22 protein-coding genes are annotated in these 20,936 nt (G+C 64.1%); 3 read left to right on the top strand and 19 right to left on the bottom strand.

The features are described from left to right. Positions 1-19: 19 nt before the first annotated feature. From C8N34_RS18440 to C8N34_RS18420, 5 genes are read right to left on the bottom strand one after another with little or no spacing between them, the layout of a single operon-like run. Positions 20-328, bottom strand: a complete 309-nt coding sequence (locus tag C8N34_RS18440; RefSeq protein ID WP_108130015.1) for a hypothetical protein — start codon at positions 326-328, stop codon at positions 20-22. Further along, a complete protein-coding gene (locus tag C8N34_RS18435) occupies positions 325-1,350 on the bottom strand; it encodes a hypothetical protein (RefSeq protein WP_108130014.1) in 1,026 nt (341 codons plus the stop codon). Before C8N34_RS18435 ends, C8N34_RS18440 begins: the two co-directional genes overlap by 4 nt. 3 nt (positions 1,351-1,353) lie before the next feature. Further along, complete coding sequence (locus C8N34_RS18430) at positions 1,354-2,487, bottom strand: hypothetical protein (protein WP_108130013.1); 1,134 nt, start codon at positions 2,485-2,487, stop codon at positions 1,354-1,356. Positions 2,488-2,498: 11 nt separating this feature from the next. Beyond that, positions 2,499-2,831, bottom strand: a complete 333-nt coding sequence (locus C8N34_RS18425) for a hypothetical protein (RefSeq protein WP_145693650.1) — start codon at positions 2,829-2,831, stop codon at positions 2,499-2,501. Beyond that, positions 2,828-3,481, bottom strand: coding sequence for a DUF2793 domain-containing protein (locus C8N34_RS18420; protein WP_108130011.1), 654 nt, complete (start codon positions 3,479-3,481; stop codon positions 2,828-2,830). The genes C8N34_RS18425 and C8N34_RS18420 overlap by 4 nt, the downstream gene beginning before the upstream one ends. Positions 3,482-3,591: 110 nt before the next feature. Here C8N34_RS18420 and C8N34_RS18415 point away from each other — a divergent pair, with 110 nt between their 5' ends. After that, positions 3,592-3,912: a hypothetical protein gene (locus tag C8N34_RS18415; RefSeq protein WP_108130010.1), complete on the top strand. Its 321-nt coding sequence runs from the start codon at positions 3,592-3,594 to the stop codon at positions 3,910-3,912. Beyond that, positions 3,900-4,271: a hypothetical protein gene (locus tag C8N34_RS18410; RefSeq protein ID WP_108130009.1), complete on the top strand. Its 372-nt coding sequence runs from the start codon at positions 3,900-3,902 to the stop codon at positions 4,269-4,271. Before C8N34_RS18415 ends, C8N34_RS18410 begins: the two co-directional genes overlap by 13 nt. A 15-nt stretch (positions 4,272-4,286) precedes the next feature. On the opposite strand, the gene C8N34_RS18405 is transcribed toward C8N34_RS18410, so the two are convergent. Continuing rightward, a complete protein-coding gene (locus C8N34_RS18405) occupies positions 4,287-7,196 on the bottom strand; it encodes a phage tail protein (RefSeq protein ID WP_211317739.1) in 2,910 nt (969 codons plus the stop codon). A gap of 4 nt (positions 7,197-7,200) precedes the next feature. Here C8N34_RS18405 and C8N34_RS26680 point away from each other — a divergent pair, with 4 nt between their 5' ends. Continuing rightward, positions 7,201-7,353: a hypothetical protein gene (locus tag C8N34_RS26680; RefSeq protein WP_211317738.1), complete on the top strand. Its 153-nt coding sequence runs from the start codon at positions 7,201-7,203 to the stop codon at positions 7,351-7,353. 83 nt (positions 7,354-7,436) lie between these two features. Here C8N34_RS26680 and C8N34_RS18395 read toward each other — a convergent pair whose 3' ends face one another. The 13 genes from C8N34_RS18395 to C8N34_RS18335 all read right to left on the bottom strand — a co-directional run bounded on the left by C8N34_RS18395 (position 7,437) and on the right by C8N34_RS18335 (position 20,730). After that, positions 7,437-7,679 carry a hypothetical protein gene (locus C8N34_RS18395; protein ID WP_242013847.1) on the bottom strand — a complete coding sequence of 81 codons (243 nt, stop codon included), beginning with the start codon at positions 7,677-7,679 and terminating at the stop codon, positions 7,437-7,439. 1 nt (position 7,680) lies between these two features. Then, on the bottom strand, positions 7,681-8,613 hold the full coding sequence (locus tag C8N34_RS18390) for a phage BR0599 family protein (protein WP_108130006.1): 933 nt from the start codon (positions 8,611-8,613) through the stop codon (positions 7,681-7,683). 43 nt (positions 8,614-8,656) lie between these two features. After that, positions 8,657-9,595 carry a hypothetical protein gene (locus C8N34_RS18385; protein WP_108130005.1) on the bottom strand — a complete coding sequence of 313 codons (939 nt, stop codon included), beginning with the start codon at positions 9,593-9,595 and terminating at the stop codon, positions 8,657-8,659. Further along, positions 9,592-15,822, bottom strand: coding sequence for a tape measure protein (locus C8N34_RS18380; RefSeq protein ID WP_108130004.1), 6,231 nt, complete (start codon positions 15,820-15,822; stop codon positions 9,592-9,594). The genes C8N34_RS18385 and C8N34_RS18380 overlap by 4 nt, the downstream gene beginning before the upstream one ends. Further along, positions 15,812-16,042 carry a hypothetical protein gene (locus C8N34_RS18375; RefSeq protein WP_114535057.1) on the bottom strand — a complete coding sequence of 77 codons (231 nt, stop codon included), beginning with the start codon at positions 16,040-16,042 and terminating at the stop codon, positions 15,812-15,814. Before C8N34_RS18375 ends, C8N34_RS18380 begins: the two co-directional genes overlap by 11 nt. A gap of 44 nt (positions 16,043-16,086) precedes the next feature. Beyond that, a complete protein-coding gene (locus C8N34_RS18370; protein WP_108130002.1) occupies positions 16,087-16,503 on the bottom strand; it encodes a phage pre-tape measure protein in 417 nt (138 codons plus the stop codon). A gap of 56 nt (positions 16,504-16,559) precedes the next feature. Next, a complete protein-coding gene (locus C8N34_RS18365) occupies positions 16,560-17,336 on the bottom strand; it encodes a phage tail tube protein (protein WP_108130001.1) in 777 nt (258 codons plus the stop codon). A gap of 81 nt (positions 17,337-17,417) precedes the next feature. Continuing rightward, positions 17,418-17,906 carry a hypothetical protein gene (locus tag C8N34_RS18360; protein ID WP_108130000.1) on the bottom strand — a complete coding sequence of 163 codons (489 nt, stop codon included), beginning with the start codon at positions 17,904-17,906 and terminating at the stop codon, positions 17,418-17,420. Next, complete coding sequence (locus C8N34_RS18355; RefSeq protein WP_108129999.1) at positions 17,899-18,498, bottom strand: hypothetical protein; 600 nt, start codon at positions 18,496-18,498, stop codon at positions 17,899-17,901. Before C8N34_RS18355 ends, C8N34_RS18360 begins: the two co-directional genes overlap by 8 nt. Continuing rightward, entirely contained in the window at positions 18,498-18,884 is a 387-nt protein-coding gene (locus tag C8N34_RS18350) for a head-tail joining protein (protein ID WP_108129998.1), read from the bottom strand. The genes C8N34_RS18355 and C8N34_RS18350 overlap by 1 nt, the downstream gene beginning before the upstream one ends. Positions 18,885-18,888: 4 nt before the next feature. Beyond that, complete coding sequence (locus tag C8N34_RS18345) at positions 18,889-19,209, bottom strand: hypothetical protein (protein WP_108129997.1); 321 nt, start codon at positions 19,207-19,209, stop codon at positions 18,889-18,891. Positions 19,210-19,261: 52 nt separating this feature from the next. Further along, the gene (locus C8N34_RS18340) at positions 19,262-20,326 is read right to left on the bottom strand and encodes a major capsid protein (RefSeq protein WP_108129996.1); all 1,065 of its coding nucleotides are present in this window, start codon (positions 20,324-20,326) and stop codon (positions 19,262-19,264) included. 23 nt (positions 20,327-20,349) lie between these two features. Continuing rightward, a complete protein-coding gene (locus C8N34_RS18335) occupies positions 20,350-20,730 on the bottom strand; it encodes a head decoration protein (RefSeq protein ID WP_108129995.1) in 381 nt (126 codons plus the stop codon). Positions 20,731-20,936 lie beyond the last annotated feature (206 nt).

Below are 20,936 nucleotides of genomic sequence, written 5' to 3'. Positions count from 1 at the left end.
ACCGGTGATCAAAAGACGATCAATAAAGCCGCACCAGGGCCGTGGTCTCCCCGTCCGCCTGCGACATCACGCTGACGACGGAGGCACAAGGCGTCTCGTCCGGTGCAGACGGGGCCGACGTGATGACCCCGTTCCGGCACCACAAATCCGAACCCGCTGAGACGTTGCCCGGGACGGTGACGACGTATCCGGCACCGGCCGAGAACGTGCCGATTTGGCCGCCTGCGTAGTGGGTTTTTGCGTATCCCCACGCCCCGGTGTTCGGGTCCATCACCAGCTCACCGGCTGACACGGTCCGGGGGCACACGAACTGGATGGTGGTTATCATGGCGTCTTCCTTACGGTCATCGTCATCGCGTTCAGGACGCCGGGGTCCGTGACCGGGATGGTGGTGTGGCGGTCATACACGGGCGTCCCGGGCTGAACGACGTGAGTTGAGGACGCCAGAACGGCGGCGCCGTTACGGAACACGACGTCCGCCGATGCGGGCACGACGGCGTCCGGTGAGGACATCCGCACGGAGCCGATGACGGCCTTGATTGAGGCGGCGCTGACGCCGCTGATGTCGCCCAGTGACCACGTTTTGCCGGTGGCGTCCGTTATGGGAATCTCTGGGTCCGTCAGCAACGGCGGGAAGTTGATGGTCTCCCCGGCGTTCGGGGCAGCTGGCAGATACGAGATGTTCAGCGGCCCGACAGGCCAGGTCGTCGTCGCGTCGTCCGTGTAAAGGACCAGGTTCGACAGCCTGCCGCGAGCGCCGGTCACGCCCTGAGCATACAGGGACGCGATGCCGAACGGCGCGTCGCAGGGGTATGTGCCGATCGTCCGGGAGAACTCGGCTGACAGGACGGAAACGCCGTTTATCAGCACCTCAGCCGTCCCGGTCTCCGCCGTGACGTCCGCCAGAACCTCGATGCGATAAGATGCCCCCGCCGACATGGTGTGGGTGGCCGTCGCGACGGTCTGCGATCCGCTCTGGACGGAGCCGTCCGCGCCGAAAGCGTTCCTGACGACGCGGATGGTGGTGCCTCGGCCCTCGACGATGAAACGGTCGCCGGCGGTCGTCTCATAGGCGGAAGCGGCGATGTTCGCGGGATTGAGGCCCAACTGAAACAGCGTCGTCGTTGAGCCGATCGTGCCAGCCGTCAGGTCAAGCACGAAGTGCGCGCAGACCCGGCGCGTCGGGGCGATGGTCTTAGCGACTTTCGCGCCATACATGTCGTATGTGCGGCGTCCGGATATATCAGTAAACACGCTACTGGCCACAGACGTCGCCCGCAGCGGCCAGCCGAAGCCGACCTCCGTCCTGTCCGCATAGGTCTTCCATCCCTCTTGCAGAATGACCGCCATGACTCACCCCGCCGCTTGTATCTGGAACTTTAGGCCGTTCACGTCCGCCGCAGTGAGCCCAGCAGGCAGCCTGAACCGACGGTGCGTCGCGGGGACGCCCGGTGCGGCCGTCGTCGTCACGGAACCGGACACGGTGTCGTCAGCCTTGCGGATGCGGGTTGTGATCTGGGACGGCTCGATGCCCGCCACGGACTGGTGCCGGACCGTCGCGTCCACCGCCAAAACTGGATTAGGATTCGCGGTCAGGTCGTCGAATGTCCCGTTCAGCGTGGAACCGGGCAGAACGGTCGCATAGGTGCTGTCGTCGGCGTTCGGCGCGGCACGCAGCCCGTCGTATCCCTGTCCGGCTGTTGGAGAGATGGCCGTCAGGTCGATGGGGCCCATCGGGAAAACAGTGTCGTCAGCGTCCGTGTAGATCACCAGGTTCGAATACGTGGCCATGCTGTAGATGCTGCTCGAGGTCGGGGACGTGCCACTCAGTAGAACGCGCTTGAAGGACTTCGTCTGCAAGCCGTTGTCCACGCGGTCACGGTCGTAGGTGGCGTCCATCTCAAGCACGCCGTTGACGTAAACGATGATGCGCGCGGTCGGGTTCGAGTGATCGACCTTCAGCTCGACGTGATAATGCCTGCCCTTGGTCCAAGGCCTGAGGTAACCTACAAGAACTTGGCTGATCGACGGGGAGGACGTCGTCGAGGTCAGGATCGTGTAATAGACCCCGACCTTATTCACGTCCCCCGGCATCCCTTGTTCCGCACGGACGGATACGCCATAAAACGTGCTCATGCCGAGCGTGGCGGTGTTCTTGTCGATCACGGGTTCTTGGAACAACACGAAGTTGCACGTCTCTGTGTAAGAGACGGTCGAGTTGCCGACGCCGCAGATGAACTGGGCACACACTGCGGGGACAGCCGCCGTCGTGAAGTCTCTCTGGGGCGCGTTCCGATCGCTGTTATGGCGATATTCCAGAGCCCTAAGCTCGGAACCGTCACCCCGCCACGTCGGGTTATTGATCAGTCGGAAACTGACCGACGAGACCTCACCGAACGTGGTCCAAGGCCCGCCGCGCCCGTTATACGACAGCAAGTCTTCGGGCGTGGGGTAACTGCGGAAGTCGTCCATCATCAGAATTGCCATCACATATCCTCTTAGGTGTGCACCACGGCCACGAACATCCTGCTGACGTGCGGGTCCGTGTCGGGTTCGTCCATCTTTCTGGCCACAGTCAGTGTCGCCAACGACGGCGCGGCGGCGCCGGTCTGCGGTGTCATCCTTCGGGCCGCCGTCAGTGAAGCCAGCGAGACGTCAGACCGGCCCGGCTGACGGATCATCCGGCGGGCGGCTACCAGGGCCGCCAGCGAGACGTCCGCGTTCGAGAACGTCCGGGACGCGGCGTGCACGACGGCGACGGCCATCCTGGACACCATCACGGGCGTCTGTTGGGTTGCGCCGCGCCTGCGGAATATCGGTCCCAGAATCATGTGACGTCACCTTGGACGGAATACCGGTCCCCTGTCAGGGGGATTATGACGAAGGCCGAGCCCTGTTCGCGTGCGCGGAACGCGTTCCCCGCAGACATCAGGGTGGAGCCTGCGGCCGCGGCTACGGAGACGTTCCCGGCCCCTGTCCGGATGACCGTTATGGGGCGGCGCGCGACGGACGCCCCGAGCTGCGGGGCGGTCGTGCCCGGTCCGGGAACGGTCAGGACGACGTCGGTCTCAGAGGACACCTCGATGGTCGCGCCGACGGCGAACTCGCTTTCGGTCACCAGACGGGACGCCGAGACGACGGGGCTGATGACGTGCGCGGCACCGGATTCCCGGACCCACGCGGAGCCATCGAAGACGAACCACGACTGGACGTCACGGACCCAGACCCGCATCCCTTGGAACGGGGCGTAATACCACCACGCGCCGCCAACACTCAGGGCGACCTGTCCGGCGTTCGCGTGGGACGGCGGAGCTATCTGGACGCCGTTGGCGGTCGACAGGGCCGCGGTTACGGACGGGACGGACATCTGCGTCAGGGCCGACAAGCGGACCAGGTTCTCGTCCATTCCGGGCTTCCAGCCGTTCTCGCCCTCGGCCCACCTGGCCTCGATGCCGATACCCGGGATCGTCGTTGAGGGCATGTCCGTCACTCCGCGTCTGTTCCATCGGGAAATACGGGCCGAGAGCGTCGGGGACGTTGCCGGCTTAACGGATTCGTGAGATTGTCTTCGCGTGTTACTGGGAGATTTTCATGAAGATTCTCATCGCGATGCTGGCTGTGGCCCTCTCGACAAGTGCTGTGCACGCAAAAACGGCTAAGTGCGAGCTGACGGTCGAGGGGCAGAAATACATCGACAGCCAATGCGAGTTCACCGCCATCGGTGACGGCGACGGTTCCTTCATCATCACCGGCAGCAACGGGTATTTCGCCTATGCCAATCGGGATGGCGATCAGATGAAGGGCTCTTGGAATGGGCCGGACCGCGATAGCAAGGCGCATTGGGATCTGGGCATGCTGAGCCGTGAGGGTGCGTGCTGGGTCAACCAGACTGCGCGCGTGTGCGCGTGGTGATCCGGGTCGTGATTGCCGCTGCCGCACTGGCAACTATTGGGACTGCCGCGCAGGCTCAGGGCTTACCGGACGGAGAATACAGCGGAACCGGTGACGGCACGAAGGTCAGCCTGACTGTCAGAGGCGAAACGGCCGAGGTCCGCAGCACGGTCCGTGGTCAGTGCTCCGGCCACGGAACAGGACGTTTATCGACCGTCGCGGAAGGTCAGTGGCGCGTGACGATGACTGAGAGCGGGCTGTGCACCGTGAACATCCGGTCAACGTCGAACGGATTCGAGATGGAGCCGGATTACGCGACGGACTGCCAGAACTACTCTGGTCAGTCTTGCGGATTTTACGGCGTGGTTACCGCTAATTAAGGCGGACGGGGCGTATCACGCCGCCCCGCCGTAATCCTCTCCGTATCTGTTGCCCCAACCTCCCGGAGCGGTCCCGACGTCGAGCAACATCAGTGCCGCCTGAGCGGACATCTGCGCCGACGCTCCGGGCTCACCCAGCGTGGTCCCGGACGTCATGCGCATCGCACCGACCTCGATTACGAACGCCGCCCCGACTTCGATGTCGGACTCGACCTGACCGGGGTTCCAGTCCGGGTCCGTCATACTGTTAGTAAACACCGTCGCAGGCACGACGTAGCTATCGCCGCCCAGATTATAGAACTGGGCCACCAGGACAGCGGGGGCGTCCCCCGCGGCGTCGCGCCTGACCCTGCGCCAGACCCTGACGTAGTGGGACTGCCCGCTCTCAGGGGTGATGTTCCCCGCGGTCCAAGCGGCCGGGCTGGCGTCGTCAAGCATCCTGTTCCGGGACGCCCACCTGACCGTCACGTCGGCTGCGTCGTCCAGAACCGGCTTGGAACCGATGTGGTGCGTCTCACCGCCGATGACCAGCCTGACGTTGCCCGGACGCGCGGGCATGGCCTGCCGGGCCGTCGCGACGTGAGAGTATTGCTGCGTGGTTCCGCGGGACACGGCGGACGCGTTCTTGGGGCGATACACCGAATACACGAACTCGCCGTCGGGCGATGCGGACCTGGGCACGGGCGGGCGGTTCTTCATGTGGAAAACCCACGCGTCGGACGGGATCGGGGCCGGGACCGTATCCCAGCACCCGCGTCTGACGGTGACGTCGCCGGTGTCCCGGTTCAGGGCCGTGATGACGCAGACCTCCTCGTGGAAGGCCGGGGCCAGACCGACCATCGTGTCGCTGCGCTGGGACGCCGGGTCCAAGGCCATCGCCGCGGTCCCGACTCCCCAGTGCAGCTTGATGGGGCTGAAAGCGGTGCCGTATCCCGCGTCCCAGGTCAGAGACGACTGCCTTCCGCCGCCGATGGTCTGCCAGTATCCGTTCAGCGAGGTCTTGTCGGGGCGGGGGCGCACGAACACCAAGACGTCCCCGACGTCCGGGTCCCGCTCCTGCCGACCGAAGTCCAGCTCGTAAAAGTTCAAGACCGTCGTGGTCTGCGCCGGAAGCGGATACCCCAAGACCGCGCGCGGCAAAGCCTCGATCGGGACGCCGTTCTGGGAATACGACTCACCCGCGAGGTGGACGAACGCGTCCGCCGAGTCCAAGGGGCCGTCGCTGGAAATCATGTGGATGACCGCGGCGTCCTGGTCCTCGTCCAGCTGCTCGACCTCTTCGATGGTCACGCCGTTTCTGATTAACATCGGGGCCGACGCCGGGCTGAACCAAGGCTGACGCATCGTGGGCCGGGAGTCCGGACGCCAAAGCGGGGCCTGCGGGACATACGCGACCCGCGGCTTCACGTCCCCGAAGACGTCCTGGACGGCGTCGATCTTGACGGTCCTGTCTCTGGGGGTGCCGTAGTCCACGGACATGATCCGGAACTTCACGCCGACAAGCCCCTCGGACGGCCAGTTGACGGTGATGACGTCGAACGGGGCGAGAGACCAAGCCTTCCGGCTAAGATTCCAGGACGCCCTCAGGATGGGCCTGGATATGTTGCCCAGCTCCCGGACGCCCGCCGCGTGCGCCGTCTCCTCGGAACGGAACATGTATCCGTTCATCGTGCCGTCGTTGATTCGCCCGCCCGCCGCCGCGATGGCCACTTGGTTCTGGACCGTGATGGCGTTCTCCTCGGACGTCTCGTCGTCCGTGTATTTGACCGTCAGGCTGTTGACGACGTCCGTCCACGTCTTCCGCTCAAAATCACCATCAAGCTCCGCGTTGCTGGGGTCCAGCACGAAGCCCGTGACCCAAGGTCTGGGAATCCGCTCCCCTTGGCGAGATTGGATGGCGTCAAAGTCCGTCTCAGGACGCAACAGACGCATGGTATAAAGTCCGGTCTTCGGATGGATGAACACCGCCGCGCCGACGTGCTTGCAGACCTCGTTCACGACCTCACGGACGGTGTCCTGGTCCACCCACGCGAACGATATGCCCATGTCCTCATATGCAAGCCTACGGGCACAGATCAGGAACGAGTCCTTGTCGATGGCGTCCTCGGTGGCGCTGATCTCGTATGCCCCGGATGAGACCAGCTCATACAGGACCGCAGCCGGGTTCGCGCCCGGGAATCCCCCGCCCCTGGGCAACATCTCCCCGTCGTCGCCGTCCGGCTTCCTGCGGGCCGGACTTAGGGGGGTCTGGACTGCCAGAACCTGATATTGTTTCCCGGGATATATCCCGACGTTATACGGGTTCAAAAAGAACTCCGCGAACTTACGCAGCGGCTCAGCCTTCGGCCTGCGCCAGACCCTCAGGGAGGCGTTCGGCACATAGGGGTCATTGACCCCCCACACGAATCCTTGGTTGTTCGAGGAGTTAACCTTGCCGACCACCTTGCCGCCGATGACCAGACCGTTCTGGTCAGTCCCCAGAGTCGGTTTCCGGGACCCCGAAAAGAACACGGACGCCAGACCTCGATACGACGGGCACTGGTCGTTATCCTCTTTCAGGCGAGACGTTATGAACGTCGGGAGGACCTGGTTAATCTTCCCCGGGAGCCAGCTGAACAGGCCACGGACCCCGCCCGTTCCGTTCGTGTCACCGCCGAAAAGCTCTGGCTCGCTGATGTATTCGTCTCTCGGCCCCGTCATTATCTGGGGGTTGTTCGGGTCTATGCAGGGGGCCGGGTCCGCTGCCCCGATCGTCCGGATGTCATTCAGATCCACATCCGCATTGATGCGACGGTAGCTGAGTGTGGGGCACTTCTCGACGGTGTCGTCGCCGTCGACCTGCTCCGGGGGCCAGCACAGCTTGTCCTTGATCTTGATCCCAAACAGCGCCTCGGCCCCGAGGGCGACGCCGAAGTGCGTGGACATCTTCATGTCCCATACCGGGGTGGTCATCTTCTTACCGGTGGACATCATCAGCCTCCAAAACCTGTCGTTCCCGCGCCTTGGCGACGACCGCCTCGGCCAGAGCGCACCCCGTGGCCAGCAGAAGCTCGGCCGGGACGCCGTCGTTTATCTGTCGTGAGTCTATGCCGTGCTGGCGGCACCACGCCTTCATGCCGGGGCCGCAGAACCCCGCGGCCAGGACGTCCGCCTTACGGACCAGCATCACTTCTTCTCCGTGGGAATCTTGACGTCCCGACGCTTGATGGCCTTCTCGCCCCACCACAAAGCGTTCAGTCCCTTTAATTCGACCGTGCCGAAGACGACCGGGATCGGTCTGGAAGAGTCGGACGTCGGCTCGTCCCAGTCGTCCAGGCTGGGAGGCTTCGGCTCCTCCGGCTTGGGCTGGAACAGCAGACCGATGAACTGCATGCTGATGCCGACGACCATCTGTGTGATTGGGTCCATGTCACGCCCCCACGAACATCGTCTTCACGGGGTTCTCGAACGGGATCCACGGCATCCCGCCGTAGTTGCGGCCGTTCGAGAAGACCTGCTGGCAGCACGCCATCGTGTGGTCGCACGCAGGGGTGATCACGCAGACGCGGTCAGCGGGTTCCGCAGCGGACACCGCGTCCCTGAGAGGGGTGACGTCGCGCGAGTTCAGGCGGATCCGGAACACGTTAGGCGAGTTCGCCGCGTCCCAAGTCTCCAAGTCCCAGACGACGTATTTCACGCCCTGGAACTCGATCGTCGCCCCGACCATGAACACCCGGTTCTGGAGGTCCGACAGGTCGCGTCCCCGCCATATCTCCGGGTTGTCCGCGTCCTCGCCGTAAAAACTGAGGTTGACGTCCGACACTGCCGTGCCCGCTGGGGCGGAGATGGTGGCGGAGAACTGGGATGATGCCCGGTTGGCGCGGCAGTCGGTGCCAAACAGCAAGAACGGACACTGGTGCTGGTAGCGGCGTCTGAGCCCTGACCTGTTCAGCAAGCCCTGCTGGGTCGTGCATTTCAGCTTGAACTCGGCCCCGTCCCCCGAGGACGACACGGACGTGATGACCCCGGTGAACGCCAGAGGCGCCTCGATGATGACGCCCTCCTCGTGGAAGGCCTGACGGATGACGATCTTGTAGATGGCCGGGTGAGCTTCCGGGAAGAACCTGTCGGCCAGAGAAACCGACCTGTCCAAGGTGACGTCCAGCTCACCGCCGGACATCGCGCCGTCCGCCTGGATGTTGCTGGTCATCACCGGGACCGGCTGGTATTCGTTCCCGTCTTCGTCGACCAAGACGGCGTCCGAGTTCGTGTATCGCCACGTCTCGCCGTCCCCGGACACCGTCACGGTGAACGAGACGAAACCCGTCTCGATCTGGCTCTCGTTGTCGTCAAAAATACCCACGCCGGACCCCGCATCTGTTATGCGGGAAATACGGGCCTGCCCGTTATGCGATGACCTGGGCCAGGTTGACCGTGGCGGACGACACGTCCCCGCTACGGTGCGTCACGACCAGGATGTCCGACGCGAAACGGAACCTGGCGGACGGGTCCAACCTCGGCGCGGTGAACGACTTGTGGCGGCCCCGGCACCCGCACCAGAACGAGACCAGCGCCTCCTTGGACGTCTGGCTGAGCTGGTAGGTCTCGACCTGGTATGTGCGGAATCCGGACGTCATCGACGCGTAGCCGAGAACCTCGGACCTGCGGCCCACCCCGTAGTCCAGACCGTGCACGCTTCGGCGCGCCGTGATCCGGACACCGTCCTCGGAGCCGTGGGAGAACGGAAACGCCGTCAGCGGCGCGCCGCCGATGGGGTCCAGCCCCCGGAAGGACGTAGCGGAAACGTCCCACACCTCGACGTCCGCGGTGTGGCGGACGGACCCCATCTCGTCGTCCAGGGACGCCACGACGGCGGATCCGATCTTGGCCGCCTTACCCCGCATCGCTTCGGGGCACGGGTCACTCATGGAAACGGTGCGCGACGCCGGGTCCGCGCCGGTGACCAGCGCGGTGTGCTCTTGCAGGCCGTCATCATCCTCTATGACGACGCGGACCCCGACGGCCCAAGACGCTGACCACGTCCTGATGATGAATGACGACCCGTCATCCGACACCCGGCCGGCCCCGTTCATCCGGAAGTCCCGGACGGCCACTGCTGACGTCATCAGCATCGGCAACATCCCGTCGATCCGCTCGGCGTGGGCGGCGGTCATAGCGCACGTCTCGTATCTGACCCGGACCTCCGGATACCTGTTCATGGGGCGGCGCTGCTCGGAGCCGTCCGACGCGGTGAACACGTCGGTCTTGTAATGATACTCCGTCACCGGGTCCGTTCCCCAGTTGACGCGGAACGGGGTGGCCACGGGGTTGTTCAGGTCAATCATTTGAGCACGTGCCTCAGTTTGGACGCGTTACGCGTGAACATGTTGACGAAAGCCCGATCCGAGTCCGGCCCCGAGAAGAACCGGTCCCTTAGGTCGCCGTCGTCGATCGCGTTGATGATCTGGATCGGGTTCAGGGTGGCACCAGCCACGCCCTTGTCGCCCATGACCTGCGATATCAGCCCGCCCAGCAACCCTCCCGAACCGCCGATACGGTCTTGGATCGCTTTCGGCTGACGACCAATGATCCCGCCGATGTGGAATCTGTTCATTCTGTCGAAGGCCGCGCCCAGATTATCCCGGTGTCGCGGGTCACGGCGCGTCAGCATCTCCTCGCCGTCCATCGCGATGATCGGACGCTCACCCGGTTTCAGGTTGATCAGACTCGCCAGAAAGTCGATGTTCTTGGACGGGTCCCCGATGATGCCGCCGTCGTGGAATATCCCGCCGGTCATGCCTCCGGCACCGCCCCCCATGCCGGCCGTTCCTCCGCCCATCCCGCCCGAGAACAGGGACATGCCGATGTTCAGGATGCTGCTGATGATCCCGCCAGCCTTGCTGCCGCCGGACTGACCCGTCGGAACGCCGTTTCCTCCCCCCATCTGGATGTTCTGCGTGGACTGGCCCAGCATCTTCATGGTGGCGTCCGCGATCACCGCCTGCGTGATCATCTTTCCGATGTCGATCAGTATCTGCCCGACGGCCTGTCCCACACTGGCTTTCAGGGCGTCCCACGCGTTGTCGCCCTTGGCGATGCGCTGGGCGAACGTGTCCACGGCCCCGTTCAGGCTGTTCTGGATGACGCCGGACAGCTCCTCGACCTCGGGAGACATCTTCCCGAGATCCTGCTTGCCGCGCTGCGCCTCAAGACGAAGGCGCTGCATGGCCAGGACGCCCTGCTCGCTCTCCGGCCCAGACAGCGTCCCGTAGAACTGCTCGGCCGCCTGGGTCGCGGTGATCAGCTCGTCGGACACGCCCCGGATCTCGTCCTTCAATCGGTTCTGGGTCGTCGCGTCCCGGTTCTCGATCGCCACCGCCAGCTGGTCATTCAGGTATGCCAGCTTCGATTGCAGGGTCGCTATCTTGTCGGTGTGGACCTTCTCGGCGTCGTCCTTGGCCTTGTCCGCATTGTCCTTGGCCTCCTTTGCCAGGCGCTCCGCGTTCTCCGCGTCCCACGCCTTGATGCGAAGAGCTATGATCTCGCTGCGTTGGGAGTCGGTCCTGGACAGGCCCTCGTCCTGCTCTTGGTTCCTGAGCTCCGCCTCGATTCTTGCAAGCTCAGCCGCACGCTCTCCCTGTGCGTTCTCGATCTCCTGAAACCGGATCCGCTGTTGTGCGTCCCTGTTGGCCTGTGCGTCGGACTCCGCACGGTCCGTCATGAGGTCCTTGCGCTGCTTGTCGATGTCCAGCTGCATCTGCCGCTCGACGCGGCTGCGAACCAGTGCGCGGGCCTCGTCCTCCGTGGCGGTCTTGGTCGCCGCAGCCAGATCCGCGCCGTCAGCCGTCAGGTCCTTGATGAGGGCCGCCGTCTCGCGGTCCACGGCCGCGGCCCGATTCCCGGCCTTCATGTCGTCCTTGTCGAAGGATATCTTCTCGACGGCGGTCGCGAACGTTTTGACCGCGTCCGCGTTCGCCTCGATCTGGCGGACCATCTCCGTTCCGGCGGACGTCCTGATGACCTCGTCGGCCCTGGACGCGTCCCCCGAGGCCCGCAGCTGATCGGCAACGCCGCGCGCGTCGCCGCTGCGGTATGCGGCTACAAACTCCGGGTTCTTCCACAGGGACGGATTGTCGATCGCCGCGTGCTGGACCGCCAGCTTGGCCTGGTCCGAGAGCGCGGTGCTGATGTTCTGGGTGACGTGAGCCGCCAGCTCTCTCTCTTCGACCGATACGGATGACCCTGACGCGTAATCACCCAGCAGAGAACGCGCGTTAGCACGGTGTCCTCCCATCTGGTAGTTCACCTTGTCGCGGACTGTTCCGGGAGCACCGCCGTTATGTGCGTCCTTCCGGTTGTAGTATTTCTCGCCGATACCACCGGCATTGATGGCGGAATAGATTTGGAGCAATCCCATGCCTGGCTTGACGCCTCGACCTCGGAGATATTTGACGATTGCCCCGTTGGCACCAAGCTGGGACGCTGCGGCAGCGTCGGCACTGCTAAAGTCAACACCGTTCTCACGGGCTTGCGGCGTGCCAAACTGAATCAGCCCGCGATGCAGTCCCCAAGCATCGGTTGTGGGTCCTTTTTTCAAAGGATCAAAAGTCCCGACCGTCTCGTAAGAGATCGCCGTCGCGAGGTCTTCCGGAGATATGCCCAAGGCATTCGCCGATTCAACAATGCCTTGGGCGATGGACCTCTTGTCGGCCCCGTATTTCCGGCCGGGTCCCGTTGCCGCACCCGTTACGGTCCCCAAAGGATCGAGTTGTGTCTGACCAAACTGCTCGCGCTGACGGTAGGCGTCCAGCATCCCGGAGGACACCGCGTCAAGCTCCACGCTCAGGCCGCGTGCGGCCATCTGGAACTGGTTCAGATCACGGACCGCTTGGGACGTCATCTTCCCGACCGCCTCGCTGATGCGCGCGGTCTGCCGGGCTACGTCGTCGGCGCTCAGGGCCTTGCCCGCAAGCTTCTGCTGCTCGATCCACTTGTCCAAGGCCTTGGTGGCGGACTCTCTAAGGTCCTCGGCCTCCTTCATGGCCTTGGCGTATGCGTCATAACCCTCGGTGTCGCCCGCGGCGTCCGACGCCTTGGTCAGTGCGTCCTCGAAGTCCTGCTGGGCGGACGCCGCCAGAGACGCCGCCTCCGCGGAGTTCCGGTTCTCGGTCGTGTGCCGCTTCATCTGCTCTTCGGCAGTCTCGCCCGCGTTGTTGGCGTTTTCGATCGCTTGGGTGACGTCGGTCTGGGCCGCTTCCAGCTCGACCATCTGCTCCACCAGACGCTGCATGGTGACGACATACCCCGTCATCGCGGGGTTAGCCTTAGCGATGGCGTCAAGTTCCGCGTTCAGGACCTTCGGGTCGAACCCGCCCTTCTGGATCTGGGACCCGATGCGGGCCAGCTTCAAGGTGTCTCCGGAGTTCACCGTGATGACGCCGTCCCTCAGCAGTTGCCTGCCCCGTTCACGCGATCCGTTCTCCTTGGCGAACGCGCCGCTTATAACCTCGGACACGGCGTCCCGAACGTCGGCCTTGGCTTGGACGACGTCACGCCGAAGTTCCATCTGCTGGGTGTCGGTCATCCCCCGGATCGCGCCCAGGTTCTTCACGAACTTCGAGACGTCCCCGTCCGCGTCCACCGCTGCGGACCGGATTTCCCCGATGACGTCCCGGATCCGCTCCATGCGGGACTGCGCCTGCGCGGCCTGCTCGGCGTTCTGGGACGAGGTCCATGACCACAGGGCCCCGGCACCCAGAGACGCCAGCATGGCCACCAGACCGACCGGCCCCCCGAACACCCCCAGCAGACCCCGACCGACAGCCGCCAGCATCCCGAAGGACCGGGCCGCGCCAGCCGCCGACTTGCCCGCCGTGCCGATGGCCCCGCTGGCCGCGGCCGCCGAGACCTTGGCGTCCGCGAAGAACGACGCGATGCCGGTGGCCGCGCCGCCGATCTTTTTAGCGCCCCAGACCGCCCCCAGCGTCCCGGCCAGAGCGATGATTGTGTCCAGGTTCCTGGCCAGCAGAGCCAGCGCGTCAACCGCGACCTTGGCGCCCTCACCCAGCCGTATCAGATAGGCCTTGCCGTCCTCGGACTTGAAGAACTCGTCCAGCTCCCGGATCGTCTCGGTCAGGCCGTCCATGAACCCGTTCTCCGCGAAGTCCGTGCGGCTCTTGAACAGGGTGTTCTGGAACCGGGCCATCGTGGCTTGGAACGTGTTCTGGGCGCGAAGGACCGCGGCCGCGTTGTCCTCCAGCTCACGCTGGGCGTATTCGATGATGTCGCGGGCGGCGAACTTGCCGTCCTCCAGGTCCTTGGAGAACTGCTTCATCTGGTCAGGGTCATACCCCTGGGACTGGGCGAATCGGACGACGGCGCCCGGCAGCGCCTCGGCCAGCTGACCTTTGAGCTCCTCGGACATGACCTGGTTCTTGGACAGGATCTGCGTGACCGCCCGGAACGCGTCCTGCATCTTCTCGTCGCTCAGATTGTTCACCCGGCCGACAGAAAGCACGCCCTCGAACATGGACCGGATGTCCTTGTCGGAACGGCCGATACCGCGGGCCGTCGCCGCCAGCTTCGCGTATTCCTGGCTGATCGTCGCGACGGAGAACCCGAACTCGTTCGCGGCGTCCGTCAGATATTCGAACTCTCCGCGTGCCTTGGCCATGTCCCCGCCCAGCGTGTTGGACACGGTGATCTCGAAGGCCTGCTTGGTCTTGAACGCCTCGATCGCCTGGGACGCTTGGGTCACGGTCGTCGCATACAGGGCGTATGCGGACACCAAGCCCATAATATAGGACCTTGCGGAGTTGAAACCGGAGTTCCCGCGCTTCACCTCGCCGTTCAGCAGGCGCTGGGCGTCCGCCGCCTTGCGGGTCTGCTCCGTCAGGGCGGCCATGCCGCGGGACTGGGTCTCCGGGCCGCTCCCGATGGTCCGGGCCACGCGCCTCAGGGCGGTGGGGTCCGTGATCTGTCTGTTTAGGAAGATGGCGCGGTCACGCATCGCGGCGGCTTGGTCGCGCTCGGAGGTGATGCGCTCGCGACGCTCGTCCAGCGTGCCTTGGGCCTTGATGCCCGCCCTGACGCGGGCGTTCTCCGCGGTGCGGGCCTTGCGCAGCTCCGCCAGCTCCTTGTTGGCGGCCGCGATACGCTCTTTGGACTCCGTCGTTACGCAGTCCGTCAGGTCCTTCTGGGCCTTGATGCGAGCGTCGGACGCGGCTTTCTCTGCGGCGACAGTCTTATTGACGGTTTCGATGTCAGCATCCGACTTGGTGACGTCCGGCACAATGGCGTCGCGGGCCTTGGCGAGATCTTTGACAACCTTAGCGGACTGGGCCTGAGCCGCGATCTGCTCGTCAATTATGGTCCGGCGGCGTGCCTGGGCCTTCTCCTCGGCGGCGATCTGCTTGTCGATGTCAGCGACGCGGTCCGCCGTGGGTTTCCGGAGTTCGTTCAGCCTCGCGATCTCTGAGGCGTGTGCATCGACCGTGGTCTTGACGGCGTCCGCAGCGGCTTTCTCGGCCTCGATGCGCTTACCGAGGTCCGCCAAATGTGCGGTGAGAGCTTTGCGTTGTCCGAGATTCTCGGCGGAGAACGCCTTGAACGCAGCTTCGTTCGCTCCGGATCCACGGGTGTTCGCGGCATCCTGCGTGACCAGAGTCATAAGGTTAGCACCCGGGGCCTTCATTGCGGCCCTTATGCTGGCCCTGGTATCAGCGAAACGCTGTTTACGCTGCTCATAACTCGTCTTCTCAACCCTCGCGTTGTCCAACAGGACTTTTCGCTGGGCCAATATCTCTCGGCGTTCTGCGACAGACTGGGAGTGAGCCGACTGCCGCGCTTTCAGCTCGGCGTCCGCCGCCTCTTTGAGCTGACGCTGCTTCGCGATCTGGGCGTCGAACGGAGCCAGGTCCGGAGCCGCCTTGGAACGGGCCTCTTCCAGCTCACGCTGTTTGGCGACGCTCTCGTCGATGTCCTTGGATGCCTTAGCCAGCTTCTTGTCGCGGGCGTTCGCCAGCTTCTGCTCGGCGGAGATCTGGGCGTCGATGGCCGCGAGCTCGTCGCGGCGGGCCTGGGTGGCCTCGTTGATGCCCGCGATCTGGGCATCGGCCGACTTGCGGACTGCGGCCAGATGTTCCGCCTCCGCGTCTTTCAGGTGAGCAAGGTTCGAGGATTCGGACGTCCGGCGTGCGTCCTCGGCGTCCCGCAGCTTCTGGACCGCGTCGATCTGGGCGTCCACCGCCGCTGCCGCGTCCTTGTATGACTGTATCTGGTTCTTGGTGACGCCGATGTTGGCGTTGGTGTCTTCCAGCGCAGCGTCCAGCTGTTCCACCGCAGCCGTCAGCTTGCCCACCGCCTGCTTGCCCAAGTCCCCCAAGGGCTTGAACACGTTCTGCGCGGCCTTGCCGAAGTCGCGGATGTTGCCGGTGTGGTTGTCCAGCGCGGTCCCGCCCGCCTTGACGGCGTCCTCGAACCGACCCAGGTCGTCCGCCGCCTGCTTCAGGGGCTTAGACGCGTCGTTATTGGCGGTGATCCTTAGACTGGTTTCGTGCTGGTTAACGGCCATTCCCCGTCATCTCCCCGATACGCTTCGTGAAGTCCTTGGCAGTCTGCTTGTCCATGAGACTTCCGACCGTCAGCTGCATCAGGACGGCGGCGTCGGCGCGCTCCGCGTCGAGCCGCTCGCGAACCAGCTCCGCTTCGAGGAAAATACGGGCGACGGGGTATAGGGCGGCGTTGTGGTGGCCGTTCGCCAATAGAAACGAGACCGTCCGCCTGACGGTCATCATGAACCGCGAGACGGGCGTTCCGGGCTGTGTCCGGGCGTCCTTTACGGGTCGGTTCTTGGACGCAGCAGCCTGAACAGACCCAACAGTTTTTCCAGCCCGCCCTCGGACTCCGCCGTCAACCTGAGGACCGCGCCCAAGATCTCAAGGCGCATCCCGACCGGCATCGTGGACACCGCCCGGAACGTCGCGTCCCAGTCCGGCTCCCCGGACGCCAGACAAATCAGGTCCGTGACCATGTCCGGAGCCACCTTGATGGCGGCGACGGCCGCGGCACCCACCATCAGGTCGGGTGAGACGCCCTCGGACGTGACGGACTGGAAAACCAGCTCCATCGCGTCCTCGTGCTTCTGCCACAGCAAGCTCAGGTCGGACTCGTTCAGCGCACGGACCTGTCCCAGCTCGTTGCCGGCGCGGTCGGTGACCTTCAAATAGTGAGGGCGGAAATCGGCGAACGCCATGCGTGGCTCCAATCGTTAACGGCCGCCGAAACTCGGCGGCCGGGTAGTTGTGGATGTCAGACCGTCTCCGGGCGTCCGTCGCGATACAGCGCGGCCCGGTCATCGAGTTCCAGAACCGAGACGTTGAACGACAGGACCTGCCACTCGTCGCCCTTCAGCGCATAGTCCCCGTTCGGGGAGATCTCGACGCAGGGTGCCAGTATCGTGACGTTATCACCGGTGGCGTTGTCGGACACGAACTTCAGAGCGCCGCGAACCTCTGCGTCCCCGGACAGCACGCGGTCGAACGTGGACGCGCGAACCCCGTAGGTGATCACGGCGTCCGCACCCGCGGTAGCCGCACCGCCCTCGACGAAGTAAACGGTGCCGTTCACCAGGTCCGCAATATAGTCGATCTCCTCTTCCAGAGCCGTCCCGCCGACCGTCACGGTCACGGATTCCAGCTCCTTGACGCCCATCGGCGCGCCGTCGGAATCGCCCAGCGTGTAATAGCGGTCGATCTCGATGCCGGTGATGGTCTGGTTCACGCTGGCCGCAGCGGCTTGGCTGACGGTCTGCGCGCCGTCGCTCAGGAAGAAGCGGGCGACGTTGTTGGGGCTGATGTGGTCCGTGCTGAACGTCATGGCGAACTCGGCGCTAAGAGTGACGGTCTTGTCCTTGCGCTTGCGCTTGCTGTCCATGTTCCAGTGGTCCAGCTTCTCGGTCGTGGCGGAGATCCCCAGCTCCGTGGTGTGTCCGATGTATTCCCATCCGGCGGGGCGCGTGGTGCCCGGGCGGAACGGTGCATAAAAGACCTTACCGCGGCCCACGGTGTAGTTCTGGGTTTGTGCCATCGTGGCGCTCCTGTATGTTGGTTTCGGCCGCGACGGGCCAGTGTCACACAGGGCAAATACGGTTCAGGCGTCTCAGGCGGATCAGGCGGCCAAGTCCACGTAGGTGACGGTCACCGGCACCAGGAAGAACGCCACGGAGGTGTTCTCGTTCGCGAAGGCCGGATAGACGTGGCCGTTCCCGATCTGGATGTCGTCCACGATGCGGCCCATCCCCAGATAGTTGCGGCTCCGGTTCCCGTCCGGCGCTCCGTCGCGCTTGACGCCCCTCAGGGCCGCCAGAACGTCGTGCATCATGACCATCGCGGGGTCCGTGGGGTGCTCGACCCCCTCGACGTCATACCCCATCAGGATTAGCGGGAGTCGGACCACGTTCGCGCGACCGTCCCCGGTCTGCTGGGGGTAATCCTCGGCGTGGGCCCCGTCCTCAAAAACCGAGACCATCTTCAACGGCCCTCCCGTCGCGGGCCCAAAGTAGGAGCGGCCACGGAATACCGCACCGGCCAAGCCAGCGCGCTGCTCGATCTCGGAGCACAGCTTTTTCATCACGGTCAGTCGGATCGGCTCAGGCATGCTTAAACCCCATCAGTTCCGCGAACACGTCCTCCAAGCGGTCCAGCGCCATCGTGGCGATGCCGTCGGGTCCGTCCCGGTGCGTCTTGAAAACCTGGTCGACGGACGGGCCATACAGGGACACCAGACCGTTCCAGGCGTATTTGTGTGCGTTTATGTTCGGGAGCTGCCGGTAATCACCCTCGCGCATCATGACCAATGCGTTCCCGCCCATGTTCGTCATGAACGCCTTCCACAGGATCTTCGGCCGCCCCCGGTTCACCTCAACCCGGACGCCCTTGCGTTTATCGTCATTCACGACCGTCGCGTTGAACCTGGTCAGGGTGGACGGTCTGGACCGGGCGGTGATGACGGCGGAACCGGTGTTTCCGCGCATCAGGGACGTCGCGGGCCGCAGACTCAATGTCTTATTGTTGATGTATCCGGCGGGCCAGTTCGTGCCGCCTTCCGTGATACGCTTCCGCGCCTCGTTGTGCGCGAACCTGCCCGCGTCGTTCACCGCCCTCAGCAGGACGGGGCCGTGGTTCTCCAAGACCTCGCGCAGCTGCGCGACGTCCACGACGTTCTCCAAGGCGACGTATGCGACGGCCATCACAGGGTCTCCCAATCGGGGACGGGCCGCGCCACGCCGGAATGGTCGTGCTTTAAGCGGACGTTCCGATACCCGTAACGGTCAGGCGGGGCGGCGGACGCCACCTTGTAGGCGACGCCTTCCGACACCGACACGATGTCATTTGCTTTCAGGTCGGGGGCCTCGGCGTGTCTGAAGATCGCCACCGGGGTGTCCGTATCGACCGTGATGCGGGAATTCTGGCTCCCAACCGTCTGACCGTCCGGGTTCACCGACTCGTGCAAACGACAAAAAACGACCCGCCAGCTGACGCCGTTGTCGGTCGTCAGCATGACGGGTATCTTGTAGATCTCATGGACCTGGGCGCGGGCCTCGGCCATGGCCTGGGCGCGTTCCCTCCAGTCCATGCGATCACTCCGCGGCTTCGGTCTTGGCCTTCCGGGCCCGCTTCGGCTTGGCGTCCGCGTCCGTCTCAGGCTCGGTCGGCGTCTCAGGCTCGACGGGGGCCGGTTCAGAGTCGGATTCGGTCACCGCTGGGGCGTCAGTGGCCGGTGTAGCAACAGGTGCCTGAACGGGCACCACGTCGTGCGGGTTTGCATAAAACGCCGCCTTCTGACGGATAACCGACTCCGCATCAGCATCCAGCATCTCGAAGCGAGAACCTGGGAACGCCACCGCCTGTTTCCCATTGCGCAGGTATTGCACGGTGTGGATCGCAATCAGTTCAACCATCACATTCTCCAAAAAGTTGATGGGCGGCCCGTGGGCCGCCCGAGTTCGCTTATCAGGCACCCAGCACCGTCATGAGGGCGGTGCGGTTTGCGTCCGCGACAATCGCGAGAGGCGCGCTTTCGTGTGACATGAACTCGTATTGAGGAGCATTGCCCTCAACGTAGTTCTGGGCGAAAATCTTCGCCGCCACATAGTTCGCGGCGCGGTTCTTGATGGCACCGTGAGCGTTGATGCCCAGGATGTCGTCCGTCAGAAGACAGATCTGGTTGTCCCCGAGCGGCTGAACCACTTCCAGCCCGCCGTCACGCGGGACGCGGAACTTCACCTTGTATTCGTAGGCGTCGATCAGCCCGCCGATATTCCCGATTTCCACCAGTTCGCCCGGTTTCGTCAGCCCGGTGACCAAGCTGGTCCCGTCCGGCTGATAGCGCTTGTCCAAGAGGTCTTTTAGCGCACCCTTGCGCGCGGATTTGCGGACGCGGCTCGCAACGTTCCGTCCCATCAGGGCGTGCACGGCGGTCTCTCCGGTCAGGTCGTAGATCCGGTCGATCATGCTTTGGATGTCTTCCAGAATCAGATCTTCGTCCTCGTCCCAGAACGTGCCGGACGTCTTCACGACAGTGAGGGCCGGGTCACGATGATAATCCACCTCACTGACCGTGGACCCCTCGTAATAGACGTTCACCTTGCCGGTGATGGCGGCCTGAGCGGCTTGCAGCTCCCAGCCCTCCTCGATGCGGCTGATGTGCTCGTTGTTGACGCGCTTCCGTTCCTTGGCGAGACGGTTCATGGGGTTGGCGTCATACATGTAGGACAGCTTGTTCTTGTCCGTCCCGGTATAGATTCCGGACGGCTCGACCGGCGAGGTCAGGCGGAAGTAGCTGGGCGTCAGGACCATCGTTTTCGTGCCTTGATTCCCGACCGCCGGGCCGGAAAGACGCGGGTTCACCGTCGGTGCGACGATGTTGCTCGCCATCGGGATCTTCTCGATGTGGATCAGGTCGTTGTCCGCCTGATAAGAGTGCTTGAAGATCCTGTCGGAGAACAGCCGGACCTGCGGCTTCGTGTCCTCGACCGCGAAGCGCATCTCCTGGAAGTTCATGGGTCTCATGTTCATTTTATTTTCTCCCGTTCAGACGCTTAGACGGCGGTTTTGACGATGATGTTGGTCGGCGCGGGTGCGCCACGGAAGGCGGCGGCGCGCTTTTCGGCGGTGTCGTAGGACGCGGGCCAAGCGATAGCCCGGGAGTTCAGGACTCCGGTTTTCAGCACCTGGACGCTGGTCGTCTCGGCGTTGATCGGCGACATGCACAAGCCGATGGCAGGCGTTCCGGCCTCTGCCTCGATGACTTCGCCGTCCTCATTCAGAGTAACCGGCGCTTGCAGCGCGATGGTCTGCCCGGAGGCGAGAGCGTGGCCCTCATACGCGCCGGGGCGGATATCGTAGTTCAAAAACAGCGGCTCATTGATCTCGGTATCACCGAGGATGACGGACGCGATTCCGGGGGTGTAGTTGGCCATCTCGGTGCTCCTGTTAGACCTGCGCCGCACGGTAAGCGGCAAGAACGTCGCTCTCCTCGCCAGACGACGCCCCCGCCCCGACGTCCGGGTTCTGGGTGTTCATCATCGCGGTGTCAATCGGCATCCAAACGGGCCCCCCGATCGGCGCCCAAAAGTGACCCCTTTGGCTCGCGGTTGAGCAGGCCCGTGGCGGCGTAGCTTTCCAG

Origin of the sequence: Gemmobacter caeni (assembly GCF_003054195.1) — a bacterium.
Classification (GTDB): Bacteria; Pseudomonadota; Alphaproteobacteria; order Rhodobacterales; family Rhodobacteraceae; genus Gemmobacter; species Gemmobacter caeni.
The sequence above is the reverse complement of the archived record's forward strand: the minus strand, read 5'-3'. Positions and strand labels throughout refer to the sequence as shown.